This window comes from Psychrobacter sp. JB193, from assembly GCF_002285555.1.
Lineage (GTDB): Bacteria > Pseudomonadota > Gammaproteobacteria > Pseudomonadales > Moraxellaceae > Psychrobacter > Psychrobacter alimentarius.
In genome coordinates, this window is sequence record NZ_NRGY01000002.1 from 1,083,285 (window position 1) to 1,107,154 (window position 23,870).

A 23,870-nucleotide genomic window follows, 5' to 3' on the forward strand; every position below is an offset into this window, starting at 1 on the left:
ATAGAGTTTATGATGCTTATGAGTCAAATTGCTGTTTGCCATTACGAACAAACGGCAGCTTCAGAACGCGTACATCAACGAATTTGCCTTTGCCGCGTAGATCGACTTGCACGCTATCGTCATCCGATACGCTGGCAGGTACACGGGCAATAGCAATGGAGTTTTTTAGACTAGGAGAGAATGTACCGCTGGTGATGATACCGGTCTGTTCATTGTCTGTGCCTTGATTGATAGTCACTGTCATGCCTTCACGTAATACACCACGAGTCGTCAATAACAAGCCAACTTGTTTCATCGCCGTGTTGTCGTCTTTTGCTTGCTTGCGTTTGCTTACCAGTGCTGCGCGACCCACAAAATCACGATCATCTTTTAGCGCAAGCGTCCAACCCATGTTGCATTCATAAGGATTGATGGTTTCATCCATATCATGACCGTATAGGTTCATGCCTGCTTCCATACGTAACGTGTCACGTGCACCAAGACCAGCAGGTTTGATGCCATTGGCTTTTAATTGCTCAAAAAACGCTGGTGCATCATCGCCATGCATAATGACTTCGACGCCATCTTCGCCTGTATAGCCTGTACGTGCTACGAACCAATCAGTGCCTTCGATGTCTGTCAAGTCAGCACCAACAAAGGGTTTCAGTCCTGCCAAGGTATCTGCCCAGCTCGGTTTCGCTTGTGATAGCTTTTCAATAGCATTTGGTCCTTGCACAGCGAGCATGGCAAGCTCTGGACGCTCAGTAATGGTAAGGTCGAAGCCTTCAGCGACTTTATGGAACTGTGCCATGTCTTTGTCACGCGTTGCTGCATTTGAGACAATACGATATTCAGTTGCATCATCATTCATCAGATAGACGATCAAATCATCGATGACACCGCCTTCTTCATTGAGCATGCCAGAATAAAGCGCTTTCCCCGTCGTTTTTAATTTATCGACGTCATTAGCCAGTAGTTTTTGTAACCATGCTTTGGTGTTCGCGCCTTTGATATCGGTGACAACCATATGGGAGACATCAAACATACCAGCATCGGTACGGACAGCGTCGTGCTCTTCAATCTGTGAACCATAATGGATAGGCAATTCCCAACCAGAAAAATCCACCATCTTGCCTTCACTATTGACGTGAGACTGATAAAGAGGAGTGCGTTGTGGTGCTTGAGCTTGAACGTTCTGAGAATTGTCGTTTTGAATATCGGTCATAACAAATCCTTATGTGTACATCAGTCATACTCGATTATAAGTACAATGACTGATGCGCATTATCATAGTAGTGAGAGGCAATAGTGCAGGGTGCAAATATCACATCAAAGGGTGGTACAGAAAATATAGATGAAGCCGTGAGCCAAACAGACGCTGAACGTCGGTTTAAGCAAAAGCCCTATCTGTCCTGTGACCTGAGATTTTCAACACGAACCATCATCGCCAGTTTTGAAGCATGAGCTTCTTAAACCCAAATAAGCGGATGTCGCGTTTTCTCCCCTTCGGTGGGTAAGGCGTCGTCGGCGCTTACCACTCTCCAGATTTGTTATGTCTTTTGTTTGCAAGTGTGATGCGCGGTTGGCGACATTTCACAAAACAATAATGACATGTGTTTTTCAGTCCTTTTACCTGAGCGATTGGCAGGGTAGATGCGCCTTCGGTGGTTATACGGCAGTCGTGAGTTTGTATCACCAATAGGGTTTGATACAAAATCTGAGCCTATAACGCTCTCCTGAAAAACGCTTTTATTATGAAAGGTTCACAGCGCTTTTACAAGCCATCTGTAGCATTAAAATAGATAATTTTAGAAAACACTGATGTTTATGCTGATTGTTTTTCAAAATGCATCCCTCAAGAAAAATATTTTTACCGTTGCAAGTTGTCAATTTTAAAGGGGTTTTGCGTGATGTATCGCTGCGCAAATACCGAAAGCAACTACTGATAACTGCCTAAAATATGCTAACCTATGACGATAGTTTCTGATAGGTCATTTTTATGCATTGCGATATTTATAAATTCTCTAAACACGATGACATGTACGTCTACATTGCGCGTCCTGATTATCCAGACGATACCGAAGAGCTAAAAGATTGGCTCGGTGTGTTGCCAAAAGATTTCCGTGCAAGCCTAGGGCGAAGCCAGTTTGTGATGCATTTGGATTTGGCGACTACGCCATCCCTTGCTCGTGTGAATAAAGAAGAAGTATTAGCAAAATTACAATCGCAAGGGTATTTTGTGCAGATGCCACCACAAGACGTGATGCGTCGCCAAGCAGAGCTGCGGGCGCGTGAAGCACAAGATAATATTTACGATTAATGGCGTTTTCATACGTTTACCGCGATAGCGTTTTGAACCTGGGCTTAAACTGATCATTCAAAAGCAGACTATCCAAAAGTAGATGCGAAAACGTCTATGAAACATACGGTCACATGCATTTGGGTCAAAAGTCGTGATAAACTAGCGCTCTATTAAGGGTGCAGGCTGGGGATATATTCGATCTTACTGATGGTATTTACTAATAGTATTTATCGATAGTACGGCAGAAGGTATCATAGACGGCTAAACGCAAAAACGTGTGGCACCATTTATAAATGCAGGTAATAAAACGCGCATGGACTGGTTAAAAAATATCGTACACAGCTTACCATTAGAAGCCATCAGTGATATTCTCGGCGAAATTACTATTTGGTGGGGACAGCTGGTAAAAGACGTACCGCCCGCTGATTTACCCATGTATGCGTATCTTGGCGGTGTCATTATCGTGTTGGTACTGTGGTTGTTAGTTGCTCGTATGCTGCCACGACCATTGGGTGGCATGAGTTGGATGATGCTGTTTGCGGTATTGTTAGCGCCCGGTACGGCGATCGGTGATCCTAGTGTGATTGCGCCAGCCAGTATTGGCGTGGTTTATGCCATTATGATGAAAGACACCACGGGCGCGATCACCAGTATGCTGCCGATATTGGTGGTGTTGGTGGTGGGCTTGTTTGTTGGTTTTATTTGGCAATTGATTCGCGGAGCATTTGAATCAAGCTTGGACAAAGCTCGTAGTCGTACGGCAGAAGACACGCAAGCGACGATGCAATTGACCACAGGTAATTATTTAACAGAAGGCGCTATCGTAACCGAACAGTCCGATACTAACGTAAACCTAGAAAAAGACAGTACATTAAATAAGAAAACTGATAGCGATATGTCTGATAAATAATAAAAGTAGACTAAGTATTAATATAAGATTATCGTCTTAAAGAGCTACTGAATACCTGAATTAAAAGACACCAATGCGTGTCTTTTTTTATGCCAGAATGGTTACCAATCATATAAGTAGTTAGAAGTATATAATCATTGTTCATAAAGGCGAACGCACGAGTATTTTGGCAATACGTCAGGCTGTGCTAATCTAATTTATCTTTTATTCATTATTAAATTTTTAGTTCTATTTATTGATAACCATACATTCATAATAATTCATCTATAACAACAATCGAGATCTGATTATGAGCAAGCAAACCTTTACTGGCACCCAAAATTATATCGCAACAGACGACTTACAATTGGCAGTCAATGCAGCAATGACGCTACAAAAACCTCTACTCATCAAAGGTGAGCCGGGTACGGGCAAGACATTATTGGCAGAAGAAGTGGCTGAGAGCTTAGGGATGCCCCTGATTACTTGGCACATCAAGTCGACGACCAAAGCCGAGCAAGGTTTATACGAGTATGATGCGGTATCGCGTTTGCGTGATTCTCAGTTGGGCGATGATAAGGTTTATGAGATTGGCAATTATATCAAGCCCGGCAAGCTGTGGGATGCCTTTACCAGCAATGAGCGCAGTGTGCTACTCATTGATGAGATTGACAAAGCTGATATCGAGTTTCCAAATGACTTGCTCCATGAGCTTGATAAGATGTCGTTTTATGTTTATGAGACGGGTGAAACCATTACTGCCGAGCAGCGCCCAGTGGTTATCATCACATCAAACAACGAAAAAGAGCTGCCCGATGCGTTTTTGCGCCGCTGTTTTTTCCATTATATTGATTTTCCAGAAGAGCAAACCATGCGCCAAATCGTTGAGGTGCATTTCCCCAATATACAAGAAAAACTGGTGAATGACGCATTGGATATTTTTTATAAGCTGCGTAATATTCAAGGTCTTAAAAAGCCGCCTTCAACCTCAGAATTGGTCGATTGGTTAACGTTATTACTTGCTGATGATATGGCACAAGCAGAGCTAGAAGAAAACCTACGCGGTGAAAAATCGATTCCGCCGCTGTATGGTGCGCTGCTCAAAAACGAAGCCGATGTGAGCTTATTACAGCGTTTTGCCAATATGATGCGTCGTTAAGCGCGTCTAGGTGTTCAATGCTTTTTCTGTTTTACGTCAATCAGTGGTGCGTCGCTTATGTTCATAAAGTTATTTTATACCCTACGTACTTACGGCGTGCCTGTCAGTACGCGTGAGCTGCTGGATCTCAATGCCGCCTTAGATAAAGGATTGATGATGCAACCACATCCTGAAAATCCAGCATTGTCTACCTTTGCCAGCCGTGAGGACATGTATCGTCTGATTCGGCTGTGTATGGTCAAAGACGAGCGTCATTTTGATAAATTTGATCTCGCAATGGCGGATTATTTTGAAGGAGTAGACAGTCTTGATATGGATGCGCTGCTGGCCAAGCTGACAGACATCCCAAAAGAGTGGCTGGATCTAAAGCTAGACCCAAAAAACCTAACCGAAGAGCAGCGCAGACTGCTGAAAAAATACGGCTCGCTTGAAGAATTGATGAAAGCACTTGAGGAGCGTTTAAAAGAACAAAAAGCGCGGCATCAAGGTGGCAGTAAATGGGTGGGGACAGGCGGTACGTCACCATTTGGCGCTTATGGAGATCATCCAGAAGGTATACGGGTTGGCGGTGAATCTCGTAAACGCAGTGCAGCAAAGGTGTGGGAGCAGCGCAAATATCGTAATCTTGATGATGACAATCAGCTTGGTACGCGCCAGATTCAAATGGCACTGCGCAACCTGCGTCAATTTGCGCGGACAGGCAGCGCGGATGAATTGGATATTCATGAGACTATTAAGCGCACTGCCAAGAAAGGTGTGCTGGATATCCACATGCAGGCCGAGCGTCGTAATCGCGTTAAAGTGCTGATGTTGTTCGATGTGGGCGGTAGTATGGATATTCATGTTGAGGCGCTTGAGAAGCTGTTTTCTGCAGCGAAGAATGAATTTAAAACCCTAGAGTTTTTTTACTTTCACAACTGTCTGTATGATTATGTGTGGAAGGATAATAATCGTCGCCACAGCGCACCAATGCCGACCTTCGAGCTATTCAATAAATACGGCCGAGAGTATCGTGTTATTTTCGTTGGTGATGCTTCGATGTCACCCTATGAGCTGATGACGGTGGGTGGTAGCGTTGAGTATATGAATCGTGAAGCAGGTATCGTCTGGCTAAAGCGTGTACTTGATCATTTTGATAAAGTGGCATGGCTCAATCCTGAAACCCCGAGCTACTGGCAATATACCCAAACCATCGTTGAGATTAAAAAACTGTTCGATAACAAAATGTATCCCATGACATTGCATGGCGTGGAAGAGATGACCAACTATTTGGCACGCTAACACCACTCAAACGTTTGCACCAGTCAACAAAAAGCACTTAACAGAAATCATGTTAAGTGCTTTTTTCTTGAATTTAAACGATATTAGTCTTTAGGCGCTACCACCCCAATCATCACACCCATCTCTTTTTTGTCCTCTTCATCAATACTAGGCGCGTAAAGTGCTGAGGCAATACCGCCATCTAAAAATAGGGCATTGGGGCAATGCAGCTCGTCTTTGAATAGCGTTGCAAACTGATAAAACGTGACAGGCGCTTTTGTATTAACGAATTGGATACTGCCATCGTTGCAAATGCCTACACCATTACGAATTTTAAGTGAGGTGCTATTAGGATCAAATTGTGGGTGTATTTCATCATTGATGACCAGCATTGGGCCAGATTGCGTTGCATACCAAGGTTTTGCTTCGTCGTTTTTAAGCTGCTTATCAAAGGCTTGGCTTTCCGTAATGTGTACTTCACCAGACTGGTTCCACCACAGCACACCATTCGGCAATAGATGAAAATTGCCGCCGCCTTCTTTGAGGTTTAAGGAACGTTTTTCTTCGCCTTCGATGACAGTATAGCCAATTGGTGCAAATTGTTCGTTATACATACCTGCATTGGCAGCAAAGCTAAGCGTTTGATCGGCGGATAACGTCGTCAGTAATGTATCAAAAGTAAGCAAAGGCTCGCTACTATTTGGCTGCTGCCAAAACAACTGCAATGAGTAATCGCCGTTGGTCAAAGCATCAGCTTGTATATGACAGGCGTCATAGGCGAAAGGAGTATCTTGTGACTCACATGCCCAGTTTTTTGTATCACTGTTTGGGGCATCAGTACTTGTCTGCTGGCAAGCACTAATACTAAATGAGAGTAGAGCAATGACAGCTAAAGACAAAGTAGAACGAGATGAGGTAAGGGTGAAACTTGGCATCAATAAAAAATCTTTTGTAATAGGTAGGATAGAATGAACGATCAGTAATCACGTTTTATCATCGTTGAGTCATTACTTCTCGATCACTGCTTCGTCATCATTTTTAATCATTGTTAGGTGGAAACTCTCGAAAGGTATTGTTGACATTACCGATCAGTCTGCCACCATCGACGATATTTTCGAAGTTACCAGTAGCAATGCTTCGCTCTGTCGGTGCACTGGTTTCTTTTCCCTTGTCTCGTGAGTCTTTATTGTAAGCAATAAGCGCATCGTTATTGGCTAGGAAACTATCAGGACTTGCCATGACCCACATCTGGTTGAATACATCTGCACGCGCGCTATGATCGAGTAGGGCATCTTTGTCTGTAAAATAAAAATACTTTGATAATAGCTTGATCTGTCCATCATCCAAACGGCGGGCAATATGATAAGGCTGCAACTGACTTGGGTGCTGTAGACCGACTGCGCCGACGATACTGGCAAGCGATTTTAGCGTGTTTTTATGAAAACTTGCAACACGTTCGGCTTTACTTGGTACATCCAGCGCTTTTTGGCGATACGGATCTTGAGTGGCAACACCTGTTGGACAGGTATTGGTGTGACAAGAGCGCGACTGAATACAGCCTACTGCGAACATAAAGCCGCGCGCTGAGTTACACCAGTCCGCACCCAGTGCAATCATACGAGCGATATCAAAGCCAGAGACGATTTTACCACTCACGCCAAGTTTGATTTTGTCACGAATGCCGGCACCAACTAACGTATTGTGTACCAACAAAAACCCTTCAACCATTGGCATGCCGACATTATCCATAAACTCAACGGGGGCCGCGCCAGTACCGCCTTCTGCACCATCAATGACAATAAAGTCAGGGTAGTTGTCTGTCTCTATCATGGCTTTGACAATTGCCATAAACTGCCAAGGTTGACCCACGCACAGCTTAAAACCAACAGGCTTACCACCGGACAAGTCACGTAACTGCTGCCAAAAGGCAACGAGCTCACGCGGGGTACTAAAAGCGGTGTGCGAGGAGGGTGAGATACAATCTTGACCAGTCGGCACTTGACGAGTATCTGCAATCTCTTGAGTGATCTTTTCTGCAGGTAGTACGCCACCTTTGCCAGGCTTGGCACCTTGTGACATTTTGATTTCGATCATCTTGACTTGCGGATCAGCTGCTTTTTCGGCAAAGGATTTTGGATCAAAGTTACCATTGTCGTCACGGCAACCAAAATATCCTGTGCCTAGCTCCCAAATCAAATCACCGCCAAACTTGCGATGATAGGGACTGATGGCACCTTCACCAGTATCATGGGTAAATCCACCAATTTTTGCGCCTTGATTGAGCGCCATAATGGCGTTGGCTGATAAGCTCCCAAAACTCATCGCTGAGATATTAAAGACCGACATATCATGTGGTTGCTGACAACGCTCACCGCCAACCATGATACGAAAATCCTTATTTTCTAAAGGCTGACTGACGGTTGATTGTAAAAACCATTCTTTACCATGCGTGTATAAATTGTCTAACGTACCAAAAGCATTGGTGTCGCTGACATTCTTAGCACGTTGATAGACAAGCGCGCGCTGCTGTCTCGAAAACGGTACTTGTTCTTTATCGTCTTCTAGCAAATATTGGCGAATCTCAGGACGAAAATCCTCCAAAACGTAACGAATATGACCAGCGACAGGATAATTAGTTAAAACAGAATGCTTGGATTGAATTAAGTCATAAATACCCAGTGCCACTCCAAGCCCGCCAATCACAATTAGCCACCAATTGGTCAGTAAAAGACCGGCTAATAGAAGAAAAATTGCCGCGCCAAAAGTGCTATAGCGCAGCAATAAACCAACCCAATAAGGAGAGCTGGTTTTGGGTTTAGGGTTCAGATTGGTACGAGACTCAGGCATGACAATACTCAACAGCAATACGTAAATGGTAAAAAACGGAGACAATATAAAGATAGACGTAAAAAAGCCCTATTTTTATCACTGAACATACATAGGGCACTTAAACATAGGGCACTTAAATTTATCGCTTATATCATACACACATGATATCACCGCATCGCAGTAATTGAGTAACAGTGTGCTAATGCCGACTTTAAGCCTTACATAGTTTAAGCGATGACTTTGACCAATGTCGTATCGTCGTTTACTACGTCAAACTGAATCTCAACAGGCAAAAATTGCTCAATCAGCCATGCTTGTGTCTCCGTATGGCCGCTAATCATACGCGAGCTAAACGCACCACCGCCCGATAACGCCAAAGGTAGGAGCAACTGATCGGTTAGATATTCATCAACCAGCGCATCGGTATTAAACAAATAGCGCTTAACCAATCCTGCCAAGCGATTGCCCATGTTTTCTGCTGAACTGCGTTTTTCTCCAAGCAAGGTAAATATTTCTTGATGATACTGCTGAATGGACGTCTTACCAAATTGATGAGTGACATGCGCATAGCACGTATTGCCTTCGCCAATGCCCTGTAATTTACGACTATGAGTGGTTATCAGCGTCTTATCAATGCCTGATTCGACCAATGATGCTTGCGCGCTGGCAAGCTCACGTTTGCAAATGTCGTAATCCAAATTGAGCACGCTTGCGACCAAGGCGATGTTAACCAAATCGCCACGTTCAGTAAGTGTAAAGGGCAAGGTATTAGCACGACGCAAAAAAGGCGTAATGGTTGCTTTAACCGTTCCACCACCGATGGGTGCAAACCCTACTTGTTGTAATTCAAGATCAACGTGCATGCCGAGCTTAGCAAGGGCCGGAACAAATGCTCCGGTTAAGAAGTCTGTGGTCGGTGCGAGGGGATTGTGCGTACCACCTTTAATAGTTACGGTGGATTGTGCAGCTAAACCCGTATTGGCAAAAAGTAGGGCAGGTAATAGCGTTTGTAGCACGAGACTGGTACTGCCAGCCGAACCAATATCAAAAGTATAATCGCCCGATTGAATAGCATTAGGCGTGAAACTAAACGTCGTACTGCCCATCTGTGCGCCTGTCACCGCCGCATTTGATATTTCTTGTGAGGCTTGTACACAAACTAAATGCTGTCGCATCAATCCGGGTTTGGCGCGTCCAGTACGAATATTGATTATTTCAATTGGCGTACCAGTGAGCATCGATAACGACAGCGCCGTACGGATAATTTGTCCGCCGCCTTCGCCTGTGCTGCCGTCGATTTTTAAGAGTTCTTGTGTTGGTGCTGGCATGATAAATATCTTTATGGTTTGGGCTATTGTGCCGTGATGTTCTTGATAAGGAGACAACAAAATGCGACCCGAAAAGTATCAAGTCGCATGAATAATAAAATTGAAACCGACTGTCAGTGTCTGGTAGTAAGGTCTAAGTGGTGCATTGTGCCAAGTGACGAGTACGGGGCAGGAGTTGTGAAAAATGCGTTTGCCCGCAACGCGTAGCAGCCACTACAGTATGTTTTCAACCCCCTGCTGTGGCGGTTTGGGGTCTGACACTCGCCCAGTCGGTTCCAAAAGGGAAGTCTGCTAGCCTAATGTAAACTGGCAGAAAATTCTAAATAAAAAAACGAATCTTGAGTGGCGCTTCACTAAGCTAAGTTTTCCTCGCTTGCTGTGTGCTTCGCACTCCAGAGGCTCGAAAAACTCAGCTTAGCTTAGCTTAGAAGCGTGCTATATTCTCTTTACATGTCATCGACTATATTACTTATTCAACAAGGTCAATCTGCCAGTTATTGGCTTGAATGACAAGGTTAATCTTGCGCAGTTTCATGGCAATATCATCGGCTTGTTTTTGTAACCCTGCTACCGAGACCATGACATGCCACTTAATCTCGCGAGGACTATAACGGTCAACCTCGGTGTCGGTGGCTTCGATCGCCTCTATCAAGAGCTTGTGACGCATTTCTAACGTATCACGTTCGATCAATAGCGTCAGCATCGACTGACCTTCATTGGTTGTGGCAATGGCATTGGTACGGTGAATACGTTCAATCAACACGCTCAATTCGGTAATGATTTGGCTGGCATCGATCATCAATGCATTTGGGTCTTCGTTTGGCGTGTCGCCTTCTTGGACTTTGATATTACTGCGAATGCGTCCTTTGATTTGCGCTAATTTTTTTTGCATATCGCTACGGATAAGTAGGGCTTCTGCGAGTTTCATTTTCGTTCTCTCTTATTTTTTATAGTCATAATAGCCGCATTCTACAAAGGTAAAACTATAATCCTTATCAATCAGTCCTCTCATGAGTGGTGGTGGCTAAATATACGATTGTATAAAGAACTAATAGCGCATGAAAAAAGCCAATTTCATCAGCTTCGACTATGCCATGTGCAATCTTATTTCTCAGGTTGAAGCCACGTCTATCATCGTACAGCACTTTAAACATAAACCTTACAGGTTCAGTAAAAAAATCAGCTATTACCTGACTAGACATAAAGGCGTTCATTGGACGGAAATCGAATCCACCTATATTGTTTGGAGAAATATCGGCTTCACCTAGACTGCGAAGTAGTAAGCGTAACTTCTTCTCGATGAGGGGGACAGCGCGAGAAACAAATCCATGATAATCTTCTTCAATAAAGTCTCTAATAGCACTGCGGATATGTTTATCATCATTTGAATTAAATAATTCAACCTTTAGTAAATCTTCTTCGAAACTGTCTTTTTCTCTGATGCTATGAAATAGTGGTAAATGTATTTGAAAAAGTATAATCATACCCTGCTTCAAATCGCTAAATCTTCTACTTTCATCATCGTTTACTATACCTCTAATCAATCCACTGTCATCCAATAGAAGTTGACTTGCTAACATCGTAAAGTGAAAGTTACTGCTATTACTATTTTTAAGCATACTTTCAGAACTATTAAAGAAAGTATGTGACATGTGAGCTAAACAGTCTAATGCATTGAATTTTTTATACAACTCAATTTGTTTGTTAAGAGAATCTTGATAAGGTTTAGATAGCTTTTGTTCAAAAGTCTCAATATTACTAATCATGTGGACATTAGTTTCTGTTGAAGCTCCAATTATCTTCAACAGTATAATGTTTTTAATTTTTTCTTTATCCTTGTGATATTTTGATATTTCTAAGCAGTATTGAAGCTTACTATACTTAGTAAGTGGATTTATATCACTGCACTCTAGGTGGTTCAAAGTGTTACTTATAAGGTAATTTGTTACTTCATATTTTAAATCATCAAAACTATTATTGACACTATGGTCAATAATTTTTCCAAGGCAGACGAAAAAATAGCTATCACCCAAAAATATATCTGACTTTTCATTGTCTGTTAGACTTTCAATACTTTGTTTTAGTGACTCAAAAAAGTGAGTAAGTATTGCTTTTCTTTCGTCAGTTGAAAAAAATGATAACAGCTGTTCATTACATAAATTTGTAAAAGGTTCTGGATTCTTATCAAAATTAATGATGAGAGCATACGCTTTTTCTAAGTTTTCATCGAACTTTCTGCCACAAACTCTCTTAGACAGAATCAAATACCTATTCAGTAAGGAAACAATAGAGTTCGTCCTGTCATCTGGTCTATAGACACTCGAAAGTTCGTTAAATTGTTCAAACCATACATCTAGCATATCGCGTGGCTGGTCTTGAAATTCCTTTAGCTTAATTTTTAAGTTAATATAAGCAATGTTATACAACAAACTTAAGTATCTATTATCTATATTTAATTTAGTGTGAATATATGATTTCAACTCAATTAAATTAATTTCTCCAAGCGTTAATTCCCCTTGCGTTAAGCCTGATAGTAGGAATACACTTTTTTCAAAATCTATATATTTCTGTTGAATTTCATCGTTTGGATTGTCCCATAAGTATGTTTTTAAACTAAAAATATCATGAAAAGAATTTACTTTATTTGCTTCTCGCATATATATATCTGGCAATTTCATAAACATCTCCTAAAAATAACTAAATTATTGTTAATATCACCCTTTAACACAAACCACCTGCCGCAAGGTATGTACCACTTCCACCAAGTCACTCTGCGCGTTCATCACATCATCAATATTCTTATAAGCCGCTGGAATCTCATCAATCACATCGCTATCTTTACGGCATTCCACACCTTCGGTTTGCGCGATTTGATCGGCTACCGTAAATTCCTGTTTTGCCTGAGTACGTGACATCACGCGACCTGCACCATGAGAGCAAGAGCAAAAGGATTCTTCGTTGCCTTTACCGCGCACGATAAAGGATTTTGCGCCCATTGATCCTGGGATGATACCGTATTCACCAACGCGAGCACGTACCGCGCCTTTACGAGTGATAAATATTTCCTCACCGTAGTGCTCTTCCTTATCGACGTAATTATGATGACAGTTCACCGCTTTAACTGCCGCATCAAACGGTTTCGTCACAATTTGACGCAAAGCTTTGATTGCTTTTTCCATCATGATTTCACGGTTTTTGAAAGCGAAACGCTGCGCCCAGCCTACGGCAAACCAGTAGTCATCGAAGTGCTCAGTCCCTTCGGCGAAATAAGCCAAATCCTTATCGGGCAAGTTGATAAACCACTTACGCATGTCCTCACGCGCCAACTCAATAAAGTAGCGACCGATGGCATTGCCCACGCCGCGCGAACCTGAATGCAGCATGATCCACACCTGATTGGTCTCATCCAAGCACACTTCTACAAAATGGTTGCCCGTACCCAGCGTTCCCAAATGAGTCAGGTTATTGGTGTTTTTAAGCTTAGGGTGCTTTTGGGTCAGATAATTAAAATCATCGACCAATGTACCCCAGCTATCTTTGACGCTATTATCAGGATTTGTCCATGCACCGACATCACGACGAGAACCGCGTCCACGAGTTTTGCTACGGCCGTGTGGAATGGCTTTTTCAAGCTCAGTGCGCAGACCGCGCAAATTATCAGGCAAGTCATCAGCGGTCAGCGTCGTTTGTACTGCCATCATACCGCAGCCAATATCGACACCGACAGCCGCAGGGATAATCGCTTCTTTGGTTGGCAATACCGTACCGATAGTTGCGCCAATCCCGACATGCACGTCAGGCATCACCGCGAGCCACTTATAGATAAACGGCATTTGTGATGCTTTGATAAGCTGGTCATGTGCTTTTGGATCGACAGGAACGCCCTTTGTCCAAAGTCTGATTGGCGTTCCACCGTCCTGAATAACATTATGATTTGTTGGTTGCATGAATATGTTCCTTAATTTTTAAAATACTGATTTCATAAAATAATTTATTTTCTTATGCTTTATACAGTGCGAAGAGCGTGCCAGTTTGTGAGTTTATTATTTTCATATATATAAGCATTTGATACTTATAGGTTAAATATTTTTTATTATTTTTTCGGAATTATACATAAAAATTTTGGGAAATAATTCATAGAAAAAATTCTATATAAATAGAATTTAATATATTATTGGTTAATAATTAAACCCTAATGAATAACTACTATGAGTAATGAACCAACAAACAAAACCGCCGTTATTGGCTTCCTCGGCACCACCTTAGATAATGGCTTTAGCGAAACCCGCTGGCAACGCTGGCGTCCAACCGTGAGCCTTGGTTTACACGATGAGTTACTCGTCGATGAACTACATATCTTATATAGTAAACGCGATAAGCGCTTATTTAAGATCATTGTTGATGACATGGTACAAGTCAGTCCGCATACTCAAGTCATTGGTCATCACGTTACGCTATCGAGTCCGTGGGACTTTGCCGAGGTTTATGCTGAATTGTATGACTTTGTAGCGGCGTTTGATTTTCAAGATAAGACGGACTATTTGCTGCATCTGACCACGGGCACGCACGTGGCGCAGATTTGCTGGTTTTTGTTGGTAGAAGCGGGCTTTATCCCAGCGGATCTGATTCAAACCTCGCCTTGTCCGAGACCCGATCAAACTGATCCGCAAGGTCGCTATCAAGTGATTGATTTGGATGTGTCACGCTATGATGGTTTGCGCGAACGTTTTGAAGCAGAAAAGCAGCAGCATTGGCAAACGTTGCAGGCCAACTTAGTCACACAAAATGCGGCTTATCAACAGATGATCTCTGATATCGAAAAGGTCGCTACGCGCTCGACTGCGCCAATATTGCTGATTGGTGCAACAGGAGCAGGCAAGTCTCAGCTGGCAGGCCAAATTTATGCGTTAAAAAAAGCCAAAGCCAGCAGTAGTGGCCAAGGTAAATCCTCGCTTGATAAATTCATCGAAGTCAACTGCGCGACCTTGCGCGGTGATACGGCGATGAGTGTGTTATTCGGTCATGTGAAGGGCGCATTTACGGGCGCGGCATCGAGTCGAGAAGGACTGCTAAAATCTGCTGATGGTGGTTTATTGTTCTTAGATGAAGTTGGTGAGTTGGGTCTCGATGAACAAGCCATGCTACTTACCGCATTAGAGGAACAGCGTTTCTATCCGCTCGGCAGTGATACGCCGATTAGCGTGTCGTTTCAACTGATGGCAGGTACTAATAAAGATTTGCGTCAAGCAGTTGATGATGGAGCCTTTCGTGCAGATTTATTTGCGCGATTGAACACATGGACGTTCTTTTTGCCGTCACTAAAAGACAGGCTTGAGGATCTACCAGCCAATATCGACTATGAGCTGGCGCGTTTGGGCAGCGAGCAACAGCAGCAATATCGGTTTACGCCTGAAGCAAGAGCGCTTTATGAAAATTTTGCCACAAGTTCTGAGGCGACCTGGCAAGGAAACTTCCGTGATTTAACTGCCAGTATGATTCGTCTGACCACGTTGGCTGAGAGCAAAGTGATACGAGTAGGTGATGTAGAGGCGGAGATTGAACGCTTAACGCATCTTTGGATGTTACCTAATAGCTCGAAAAATTTATCCCATTTAAATAACAATAGTAAAAATAGCCTAAGTAATAATAACTCTAAACTAACATCCGATAGTCATTCCATTGAGCAAGCAAGCTACGCAAAGCTCAATACCTATCTTGATGAAGATGCTATCGCAACGATTGATCCCTTTGACGCAGTGCAGCTGGCGTACGTGATTGAAGTGTGTATAAACCATAAAAATCAAGCGACAGCGGGGCGTTATTTATACGCCAACTCCCGCGATAAGCTAAAAAGCCCGAATGATAGCGATAGATTGCGTAAATATTTGATGAAGTTTGGGCTTAAATTCGATGAGTTAGGTTAGATGATCGTAGCTGATAACCTTAGTACTAACATTAACTACTTTATCAAGGACGTTTATATGAACTTTTTTAAGTCAACCTTTTTTGTCATTCTAGCTATATCATTGACGGCTTGCCATTCAACATATCAATCAGGGCAAATGATGGACTCAATCGTAGATAATTCAACTGTGATGACAGGAATTACAGAGCAGACTGCATTCGAGTGGTTGCTTATTGCTTTAAAGAAGCAACAAGTCGCAGATCTTGACTGTTTAAAATTTCGTATCGAGAATGGTAAAGATAGTGATATAGCTAAAAGTACCATAGCAACGGTTTGGGATTTTGCTGCTATTGAGATTCACGATGAAAATTGTGGTGGCGATCCTAACATTACTCATGTACGTGACCGCTACCAGATTAGTTCAAATGGTTCAGTGAGGATCTATGATGTCAAAAATGCTCACTATAAACCGCTTTAAACCCCACTCCCAATCCCAGCCGCCAGTGCCTGTAATTTAGGCACAATCATAGACGCATACTCATCCATATCCCAGTTGGCACTTGGAACACTGGCATTCAGTGAGTAAGTGTATTGTCCAATAGCAACATCAAACACACCGACGGCGACGGCCAATATATCAGTAGAAAATTCCCCATCAGAGACCGTGTACCCATATTTATTATAGTGTTCTACAGCTTGATCCAAGGCCACTTGTGCAGGGACGTACTCTGCTTCAGACACATTATCTCGTATGTTTTTTAGCATCATGTCTTGTCTGACTGGTGAGCTTACTGCATAAAAAGCGCGACCAATCGCGGTGTAGGCCACCGGCACTGCCGAGCCAACTTGTAAGTTGACTGAGAGGCGAGCAGGGCTACGACAGCAGGCGTGATAACGCATTTCTCCTCCAATCTCTGTGGCCAAATTCACTGATACTTCGTTTTCGCGGGCAAACTGCCGTAGCAATGGTTCTGCTGCGGCAACCATATCATGACGGCTCCATGCGGTTGCGCTCAGCCTCATCGCACTACTACCCAGCTGGTAATGCCCATACTCTGTGATGCGTAAAAATCCAAGTATGGTAAGGGTATGGATAAGTCGTGTGATGGTCGCTTTTGGCAGTTTGGTCATTTGGCATAATTGTTGATGGCTGAGTACCTCTTGATGCTCAAAAGCCGTCAATAGCATCAATCCACGACCCAGCGCTGTTACAAATTGTCGGTCATTGTCTTCTTTATTTTGATGAAGAGCGCTATCCATTCGATCGAGTAATGGTGGAATATTCGATAGAGAGTTTGTCATTTTATACTCATATTTCTTTGATAAAGGTTTACAGCGCACTGAAACTTTGCTTAAATAGAATTATATTGTGAAACTAAGTTTCGCATAGCGGAATATCGAAGTCAATGACTTGTTAAATCAAACGGCTTATTAATCATTACTCGTCAGTCAGGAAGACTGATATCAAGGAGAGACACATGGCAACATCGACCAGCCCACGTTTTGATTGGGAAGACCCTTTTTTATTGCGTGATCAGTTGACAGAAGAGGAGCGTATGGTCACTGACAGCGCTCATCAGTTTTTTCAAAAAGAGCTGATGCCAAATATCGTGGAGGCCAACCGTAACGAACACTTTGATCGCAACATCATGCGTCAAATGGGTGAAATGGGTCTACTTGGCGTGACGATTGAGGGCTATGGTTGTGCTGGACTGTCGAGCGTGGCTTATGGGTTGATTGCCAAAGAGGTGGAAGCGGTGGATTCAGGTTACCGCTCAGCGATGAGCGTACAGTCCAGCCTAGTGATGCATCCTATTTGGGCGTACGGCACAGAAGAGCAAAAAGAAAAATATCTACCCAAACTTGCTACTGGTGAATATGTCGGTTGCTTTGGTTTGACAGAGCCAGATTCAGGCTCAGACCCATCATCGATGTCGACACGCGCGCGTGCGGTTGATGGCGGCTATGAGCTGACAGGTAATAAAATGTGGATCACCAACAGCCCTATCGCGGATGTGTTTGTCGTGTGGGCAAAAGATGATGCAGGCGAGATTCGCGGTTTTGTCTTGGACAAAGGCATGAAGGGGCTGTCCGCACCAAAAATCGAAGGCAAATTTTCATTGCGTGCGTCCGTCACGGGTGAGATTGTCATGGACAAAATATTCGTCCCTGAAGCCAATGCTTTCCCAGATATCCGTGGTCTAAAAGGACCGTTTGGCTGCTTGAATAAAGCCCGTTATGGTATCGCTTGGGGCAGTATGGGTGCGGCAGAATTCTGCTGGAAGGCTGCCCGTCAGTACACGCTAGATCGCAAACAGTTTGGTCGTCCGCTCGCCGCAACGCAGCTAGTACAGTTGAAGCTTGCCAATATGCAGACTGAGATTGCTTTGGGTCTACAAGCAGCGCTGCGTGTTGGTCGCTTGATGGATGAGCACAATGCGGCACCTGAGATGATTTCTATGATCAAACGCAACAACTGCGGCAAGGCATTAGAGATTGCTCGTGTGGCTCGTGATATGCATGGTGGCAATGGTATCTCTGATGAATTCCATATTATTCGCCATGTGATGAATCTAGAAGCCGTCAACACTTATGAAGGCACGCATGATATTCATGCACTTATCTTAGGCCGTGCACAGACAGGCATTCAAGCATTTTATTAATCTTGTCTAGGTAATAACTGTTAGTACAATTTTATCTTATAGCGTACGTCACTGTCTGATTCACCAAATAGTATTTATGGACAGTAACGTACGTTTTTTAGTGGTTATCCATAATCACTGCATGTTAAAGCAACAAAGAATACGTTAAAAATAAGGGATTATTATGACTGTCGCCATATCCACGCCATCCTCGTCTAAAAGCACTGATCATATTGTTAAACCCGATGGCAATATCAATGAAGATATTAATGAAAGTATCAGTGAAAGCGGTGACGTACCAAAAGGCGCGCTGCATGGTATAAAAGTGCTCGATTTATCCAGAGTACTGGCGGGCCCTTCTTGTACCCAAATACTTGCGGATCTAGGCGCAGACGTCATCAAAGTTGAGCGTCCTAAGATAGGGGACGAAACACGACACTGGGCACCACCAACATTCAGCGATAACACGTCCGCTTATTACGCTACCATCAACCGTAATAAAAAATCACTGACCGTAGACATCACTGCGCCAGCAGGGCAAACCATCATCAAACAGCTCATCGCTGAGAGTGACATTGTGGTAGAGAATTTTAAGGTGGGTGGTCTTAAAAAATACGGCTTGGATTACGACAGTCTCAAGCAAGACAACCCGCGCCTGATCTATGCTTCTTTAACAGGGTTTGGGCAGACAGGGCCAGATGCAGCGCGACCTGGCTATGATTATATTATTCAAGGTTTGTCAGGGCTGATGAGTATCACAGGTCCTAGTGATGGCGAACCGCACAAAGTTGGTGTGGCAGTCGTTGATTTGTTTGCAGGCTTGCAGCTGACGATTGGTATTCAAGCGGCATTATTGGCGCGTCAAAACACTGGGCTTGGGCAACAAGTTGATGTGGCGCTGTTAGACAGTGCGCTTGCAATGTTGGCTAACGTGGGTATGAATCATTTGGCATCGGACAAGATACCACCAAGACTTGGCAATCAGCATCCGAGTATCGTTCCTTATCAAGTTTTTGCAGCTGAAAATGAAACGCACTTTGTCTTGGCTTGCGGCAATGACAGTCAGTTTACCAAGCTTTGCGAGGTGCTGGCAGTTGACTGGCACACGGATAGCCGTTTTATGACCAATCCGGATCGCGTGGCGCATCGAGATATATTATGCGACGCACTTGCTGAGCGGTTTGCCAAGCAACCAAGAGCACACTGGTTGGCAGTTTTGGATCAAGCAGGTGTTCCATGCGGTGCGATACACAATGTCGCTGAAGCGTTGGCGATGCCGCAAGCAAAAGCACGTGAGATGATTGTTGATTTTGCCGCATTTGACAGCCCGATAAAAGCGCTCGGTAGTCCCATTAAATTGTCCGCATCGCCAGTCTCTTATCGTATACCGCCGCCACGTCTCAGTGAGCATACTGATAGCACACTTGCAGATTTGGGTTATGATAGCGAGATGATAGCCAAGCTAAAAGGAGATGGCATTGTCTGATGGATTCTTAAAACCGATTTACCTCTGATTTTATTATATGGGTCATGAGCGACACGACCCATATAGCGACGCTATCACATCACTTCGCCTCATTAGAGCAAAATCCCAAACGCTGCTCCATTTGTTTTGCCAACTCAATCAATACCGCGCTGACTTCCGCCCGTTTGACCTCATATTCTCCTTGCAAAAAACTGACCGCCATACCGGCAATGACATTACCCGAAGCATTACGAATATACGTGCCTAAACAATACATTCCCTCGCGCAGCTGCCCATCATCAAGAGATATTCGGCTGTTTTGAATATCAGCTAACTCCGCTTCCAAATCAGTAAAGTTTTTCACACCGCGCGGTGTCATAGGCGCGGGAAATCCTGTCGCATACATGGATTTTATGTTTTCCATAGACAGTGTTGAAAGCATCGCCTTACCTGTTGAAGAAAATACCGCAGGTACACGGACACCAGCGCGAAAGGTAAATCCAAGTGGAGCGGGCGCTTCATGGCACGCCAAAAATACCACTTCGCCCAAATCCAGCTTAGACAACGTCACGGTATGCTGTAGCAGAATAGGATACTGCACGATAAGCTCTTTAAATAACTGTATGACGCCTTGCTGCTGTTCGTACTTGCCCGCCCAATACATCAAATAAGACCCTAGATGAAAACGGTTCTCCGCATCTTTATAGATCACATGCTTTGCCAGTAAGCTCTGCAGAATATTATGCGTTGAGCTACGGGGCAGATCCAATTCTTTAGAGATATGAGCAGCCGTTAAAGGTTGGAGGCTATCAGTAATCAAATCTAAAATTTGGAAAGTCTTGTCTAATGCAGGAACGGAAGTGACGCTCATAAATAACCCATAAAAGTGAGTAAAATTAATAAGATAGAAAAATAATGAAAGAAATATTCATAGAAATGATTTTAGGGGTTGCAAATAACCGACTATCATTCCTATAATAATGTCTCGTATATAGAATTCATGTTCAGTATATTGAACATACAAAGTGTTATCAACCCGTATTTTATACCTAAACTTTTATTTATCGTTATGCTTTTATTTTGATAAATCTGCAATTCCCAATTACAAGGAGCGTTTATATGTCACAGCATACGCTACAGCTATCAAACCCAGAACTATTGAAACAGCAGTGTTTCATTAAAGACAGTTGGCATGGCGCGAGCGACCAGGCCACCATCGACGTAACCAACCCCTTTAATGGTGAAGTCATTGGTACTGTGCCAAGCCTGACGACTGAAGACATTAATGAGTCGGTTGCCTATGCTCATGACGTGCAGAGTGTTTGGGCAGCCAAAACGGCGCAAGAGCGTGCAGAGCTACTATTAAAATGGGCAGACCTTATTGATGCCAATAAAGAAGATCTGGCAATCATCATGACTGCCGAACAAGGCAAGCCTTTAACCGAATCACGTGGCGAAGTTGGCTATGCTAACAGCTTTATCCGCTGGTTTGCAGAAGAAGGTAAGCGCATTTATGGCGATGTCATTCCTGCCAATAAATCACAACTGCGCCATGTTATTTTAAAGCAGCCTATTGGTGTTTGCGCAGCGATTACGCCTTGGAACTTTCCAGCCGCGATGATCACTCGTAAAGTGGCGCCTGCATTAGCAGCAGGTTGTACCATTATCGTCAAACCTGCAACAGAAACGCCATTTTCTGCTTTAGCATTAGGTGCGTTGGCCGAGAAAGCAGGTATTCCAGCAGGCGTTATTCAAGTTGTGACTGGTAAATCTTCTACTATTGGCGATATCTTAACAGGTGACGCGCGCATTCATAAGCTGTCGTTTACAGGGTCTACTGAAGTCGGTCGTACGTTGATGGCTCAGTGCGCACCAACCATCAAAAAACTTTCATTAGAGCTTGGCGGTAATGCCCCATTTATCGTTTTTGATGATGCTGATCTCGAAAAAGCGGCTGAAGGTTTGATCGCTTCTAAATATCGCAATGCTGGTCAAACCTGTGTTTGTGCCAATCGTGTTTATGTACAAGACAGTATCAAAGACGCTTTCTTAGACATATTTGTCAAAAAAGTAGCCGAGCTTAATGTTGGCAACGGCATGGAAGAAGGCGTAGATATTGGTCCACTAATCAGTAAAAAAGCGTTGGATAAGGTGCAGGCGTTGCTTAAAGACGCGCTAGATAAAGGCGCGACGTTGGTCACAGGCGGTAGCGTAAACGAAGCGTCAGAGCTGACTTACAATCCTACAGTCATCACTGACATTAAAAGCGAGATGGACATTGCGCACGAAGAAATCTTTGGCCCTATTGCTACTATCTTTACTTTTAAAGATGAAGAAGAAGTCATTCGTCAAGCCAATGACACTATCTATGGCTTGGCCGCTTACTTCTATAGCAACGGCTATGCTCGTGCATGGCGTGTGACTGAAGGTCTTGAGTATGGCATTGTTGGTCATAACACAGGTCTTATCTCTACAGAAGTTGCGCCGTTTGGTGGCGTGAAGCAGTCAGGCTTTGGACGTGAAGGCTCAAAGTATGGCATTGAAGACTATGTGGTTATCAAATACTGGTGTTCTGACGTCAGCTAATGATTTGCCCAAACGTTTTAGCACTCATTTTATTATGCAATCTTGAATCCTCAGGTTTTAGTTTATCTAACTGAGATTGTTTATACCAAAGATAAAGAAAAGGATATTTTTATGACAACCACCAATCAATCATTACTTGAGCGTCGCAAAGCAGTTTTACCAACAGGACTTGGCGTTGCTTTTCCTATTTTTGCAGAAAAAGCAAAAAACTCAGAAATCTGGGATGTAGAAGGTAAGCGTTACATCGACTTCGTCGGTGGTATATCCGTTCTTAATACGGGTCATAGCCATCCAAAAATCACTCAGCGTGTGCATGAGCAATTGGATAAGTTCACTCACACTGCGGCACAAATGATCAACTATGAGTGCTATGTGGATTTGGCTGAAAAATTGTGCGAAAAAGCGCCAATCAGTGGCGATACTAAGGCATTCTTTTTGACGACGGGTGCAGAAGCCGTTGAAAACTGCATCAAGATTGCACGTGCAAAAACAGGTCGTCCAGGTGTCATCTCTTTTGTTGGTGGTTGGCATGGTCGTACGCTCATGTGCATGAGCCTAACAGGCAAAGTACTGCCATACAAAAAGAATTTTGGCCCGATGCCAGGACCTGTATTCCATGCGCTATTCCCTGCTGAAGAGTTAAATGTCACAGAGGCACAAGCATTACATAGCCTTGAGATGATTTTCCAAGCAGACATCGATCCTAGTGAAGTGGCAGCAATGATCGTTGAGCCAGTTCAAGGCGAAGGTGGTTTCCATCAAGTAACCCCATCATTTGCCAAGGCATTGCGCGAAATCTGTGATGAGCATGGCATCGTACTTATTTTTGATGAAGTGCAGTGTGGTTTTGCCAGAACCGGTACATTGTTTGCTAGCGAGCAATTGGGCGTCGAGCCTGATCTTATGACTTGTGCCAAGAGTTTGGCAGGTGGTTATCCTATCTCTGCCGTCATTGGTCGTGCAAATATTATGGATGCGCCGCAAGTAGGCGGCCTAGGTGGCACTTACTCTGGTAATCCACTTGCTTGTGTGGCAGCACTTGCCGTTATAGAAGTGATTGAAGAAGAGAACTTACTGGCGCGCAGTATTGAGATTGGCGACAAAATTGAGTCGTTCTTAAAAGGTCTCAATCTGAGCAGCATTGGTAATATTCGTCACAAAGGCGCTATGTTAGCGTTTGACTTAGTAGATAGTGAAGGCAAACCTGATACTGAGGCAACTGCCAACCTAAAAGCAAAATCATTTGAACAAGGTTTGCTATTGGCATCTTGTGGTATGTATGGCAACGCGATTCGTGTGATGGTCCCGTTAACTGTTGAAGATGACGTCCTACAAGAAGGTTTGGATATCATCAAAGGCATCTTAACGGCGTAATTAAGTACCTACTTTATAGGTATAGAGCATTTATAGTTATTTACTGTTTGATGGATCTCTTTTAGCCAACGATGAACAGGCGTTCAAGGCTATCGTTAATACAACAGCAAGGTTGCTCTCATGTCACTCATTTAGAGTGTGTCTTTGAACGG

The 23,870-nt window shown here is 43.5% G+C and carries 19 protein-coding genes and 2 riboswitches; of the genes, 10 read left to right on the forward strand and 9 right to left on the reverse strand.

The features are described from left to right. Window positions 1–16 precede the first annotated feature (16 nt). A complete protein-coding gene (gcvT, locus tag CIK80_RS12655) occupies window positions 17–1,204 on the reverse strand; it encodes a glycine cleavage system aminomethyltransferase GcvT (protein WP_095570261.1) in 1,188 nt (395 codons plus the stop codon). A gap of 172 nt (window positions 1,205–1,376) precedes the next feature. Continuing rightward, window positions 1,377–1,534, reverse strand: a riboswitch (glycine riboswitch). A gap of 56 nt (window positions 1,535–1,590) precedes the next feature. After that, a riboswitch (glycine riboswitch) is annotated at window positions 1,591–1,728 on the reverse strand. A 250-nt stretch (window positions 1,729–1,978) separates the two neighbouring features. Here gcvT and CIK80_RS12660 point away from each other — a divergent pair. The 4 genes from CIK80_RS12660 (at window position 1,979) to CIK80_RS12675 (ending at window position 5,610) form a co-directional block, all read left to right on the forward strand. Further along, a complete protein-coding gene (locus CIK80_RS12660; protein ID WP_062844934.1) occupies window positions 1,979–2,299 on the forward strand; it encodes a YcgL domain-containing protein in 321 nt (106 codons plus the stop codon). A gap of 259 nt (window positions 2,300–2,558) precedes the next feature. Beyond that, on the forward strand, window positions 2,559–3,191 hold the full coding sequence (locus CIK80_RS12665; protein WP_228139848.1) for a hypothetical protein: 633 nt from the start codon (window positions 2,559–2,561) through the stop codon (window positions 3,189–3,191). Between the two features lie 289 nt (window positions 3,192–3,480). After that, window positions 3,481–4,329 carry a MoxR family ATPase gene (locus tag CIK80_RS12670; protein ID WP_095570262.1) on the forward strand — a complete coding sequence of 283 codons (849 nt, stop codon included), beginning with the start codon at window positions 3,481–3,483 and terminating at the stop codon, window positions 4,327–4,329. 57 nt (window positions 4,330–4,386) lie between these two features. Further along, window positions 4,387–5,610, forward strand: coding sequence for a VWA domain-containing protein (locus CIK80_RS12675; RefSeq protein ID WP_095570263.1), 1,224 nt, complete (start codon window positions 4,387–4,389; stop codon window positions 5,608–5,610). 83 nt (window positions 5,611–5,693) lie between these two features. On the opposite strand, the gene CIK80_RS12680 is transcribed toward CIK80_RS12675, so the two are convergent. The 6 genes from CIK80_RS12680 to CIK80_RS12705 all read right to left on the reverse strand — a co-directional run bounded on the left by CIK80_RS12680 (window position 5,694) and on the right by CIK80_RS12705 (window position 13,693). Then, entirely contained in the window at window positions 5,694–6,524 is an 831-nt protein-coding gene (locus tag CIK80_RS12680; RefSeq protein WP_095570264.1) for a phosphodiester glycosidase family protein, read from the reverse strand. Window positions 6,525–6,627: 103 nt separating this feature from the next. Further along, entirely contained in the window at window positions 6,628–8,436 is a 1,809-nt protein-coding gene (locus tag CIK80_RS12685) for an FMN-binding glutamate synthase family protein (protein WP_095570265.1), read from the reverse strand. A 209-nt stretch (window positions 8,437–8,645) separates the two neighbouring features. After that, a complete protein-coding gene (gene rtcA, locus CIK80_RS12690; protein ID WP_095570266.1) occupies window positions 8,646–9,746 on the reverse strand; it encodes an RNA 3'-terminal phosphate cyclase in 1,101 nt (366 codons plus the stop codon). 469 nt (window positions 9,747–10,215) lie between these two features. Next, the gene (locus tag CIK80_RS12695) at window positions 10,216–10,674 is read right to left on the reverse strand and encodes a DIP1984 family protein (protein WP_095570267.1); all 459 of its coding nucleotides are present in this window, start codon (window positions 10,672–10,674) and stop codon (window positions 10,216–10,218) included. 67 nt (window positions 10,675–10,741) lie between these two features. Continuing rightward, entirely contained in the window at window positions 10,742–12,424 is a 1,683-nt protein-coding gene (locus CIK80_RS12700) for a DUF4209 domain-containing protein (protein ID WP_179288386.1), read from the reverse strand. A gap of 36 nt (window positions 12,425–12,460) precedes the next feature. Further along, a complete protein-coding gene (locus CIK80_RS12705; protein ID WP_095570269.1) occupies window positions 12,461–13,693 on the reverse strand; it encodes an RtcB family protein in 1,233 nt (410 codons plus the stop codon). A 261-nt stretch (window positions 13,694–13,954) separates the two neighbouring features. Between CIK80_RS12705 and rtcR the strand changes: the two genes are divergently transcribed. Further along, window positions 13,955–15,670: an RNA repair transcriptional activator RtcR gene (gene rtcR, locus CIK80_RS12710; RefSeq protein WP_095570270.1), complete on the forward strand. Its 1,716-nt coding sequence runs from the start codon at window positions 13,955–13,957 to the stop codon at window positions 15,668–15,670. Between the two features lie 57 nt (window positions 15,671–15,727). Continuing rightward, a complete protein-coding gene (locus CIK80_RS12715; RefSeq protein ID WP_095570271.1) occupies window positions 15,728–16,129 on the forward strand; it encodes a hypothetical protein in 402 nt (133 codons plus the stop codon). Here the strand turns inward: CIK80_RS12715 and CIK80_RS12720 are convergent. Continuing rightward, on the reverse strand, window positions 16,126–16,953 hold the full coding sequence (locus tag CIK80_RS12720; RefSeq protein ID WP_095570272.1) for an IclR family transcriptional regulator C-terminal domain-containing protein: 828 nt from the start codon (window positions 16,951–16,953) through the stop codon (window positions 16,126–16,128). The genes CIK80_RS12715 and CIK80_RS12720 overlap by 4 nt on opposite strands. A gap of 176 nt (window positions 16,954–17,129) precedes the next feature. Here CIK80_RS12720 and CIK80_RS12725 point away from each other — a divergent pair, with 176 nt between their 5' ends. Both CIK80_RS12725 and CIK80_RS12730 read left to right on the forward strand, forming a co-directional pair. Continuing rightward, entirely contained in the window at window positions 17,130–18,314 is a 1,185-nt protein-coding gene (locus CIK80_RS12725; RefSeq protein WP_095570273.1) for an acyl-CoA dehydrogenase, read from the forward strand. A gap of 256 nt (window positions 18,315–18,570) precedes the next feature. After that, the gene (locus CIK80_RS12730) at window positions 18,571–19,779 is read left to right on the forward strand and encodes a CaiB/BaiF CoA-transferase family protein (protein ID WP_257011782.1); all 1,209 of its coding nucleotides are present in this window, start codon (window positions 18,571–18,573) and stop codon (window positions 19,777–19,779) included. A 79-nt stretch (window positions 19,780–19,858) separates the two neighbouring features. Here CIK80_RS12730 and CIK80_RS12735 read toward each other — a convergent pair whose 3' ends face one another. Continuing rightward, window positions 19,859–20,629 (reverse strand): IclR family transcriptional regulator, encoded by a 771-nt coding sequence (locus CIK80_RS12735; protein WP_062844921.1) that lies wholly within the window; start codon window positions 20,627–20,629, stop codon window positions 19,859–19,861. A 248-nt stretch (window positions 20,630–20,877) separates the two neighbouring features. On the opposite strand from CIK80_RS12735, the gene CIK80_RS12740 reads away from it, so the two are divergent. Both CIK80_RS12740 and gabT read left to right on the forward strand, forming a co-directional pair. Then, entirely contained in the window at window positions 20,878–22,344 is a 1,467-nt protein-coding gene (locus CIK80_RS12740; protein WP_095570275.1) for an NAD-dependent succinate-semialdehyde dehydrogenase, read from the forward strand. Between the two features lie 111 nt (window positions 22,345–22,455). Next, window positions 22,456–23,718 carry a 4-aminobutyrate--2-oxoglutarate transaminase gene (gene gabT / locus CIK80_RS12745; RefSeq protein ID WP_095570276.1) on the forward strand — a complete coding sequence of 421 codons (1,263 nt, stop codon included), beginning with the start codon at window positions 22,456–22,458 and terminating at the stop codon, window positions 23,716–23,718. Window positions 23,719–23,870: the final 152 nt, after the last annotated feature.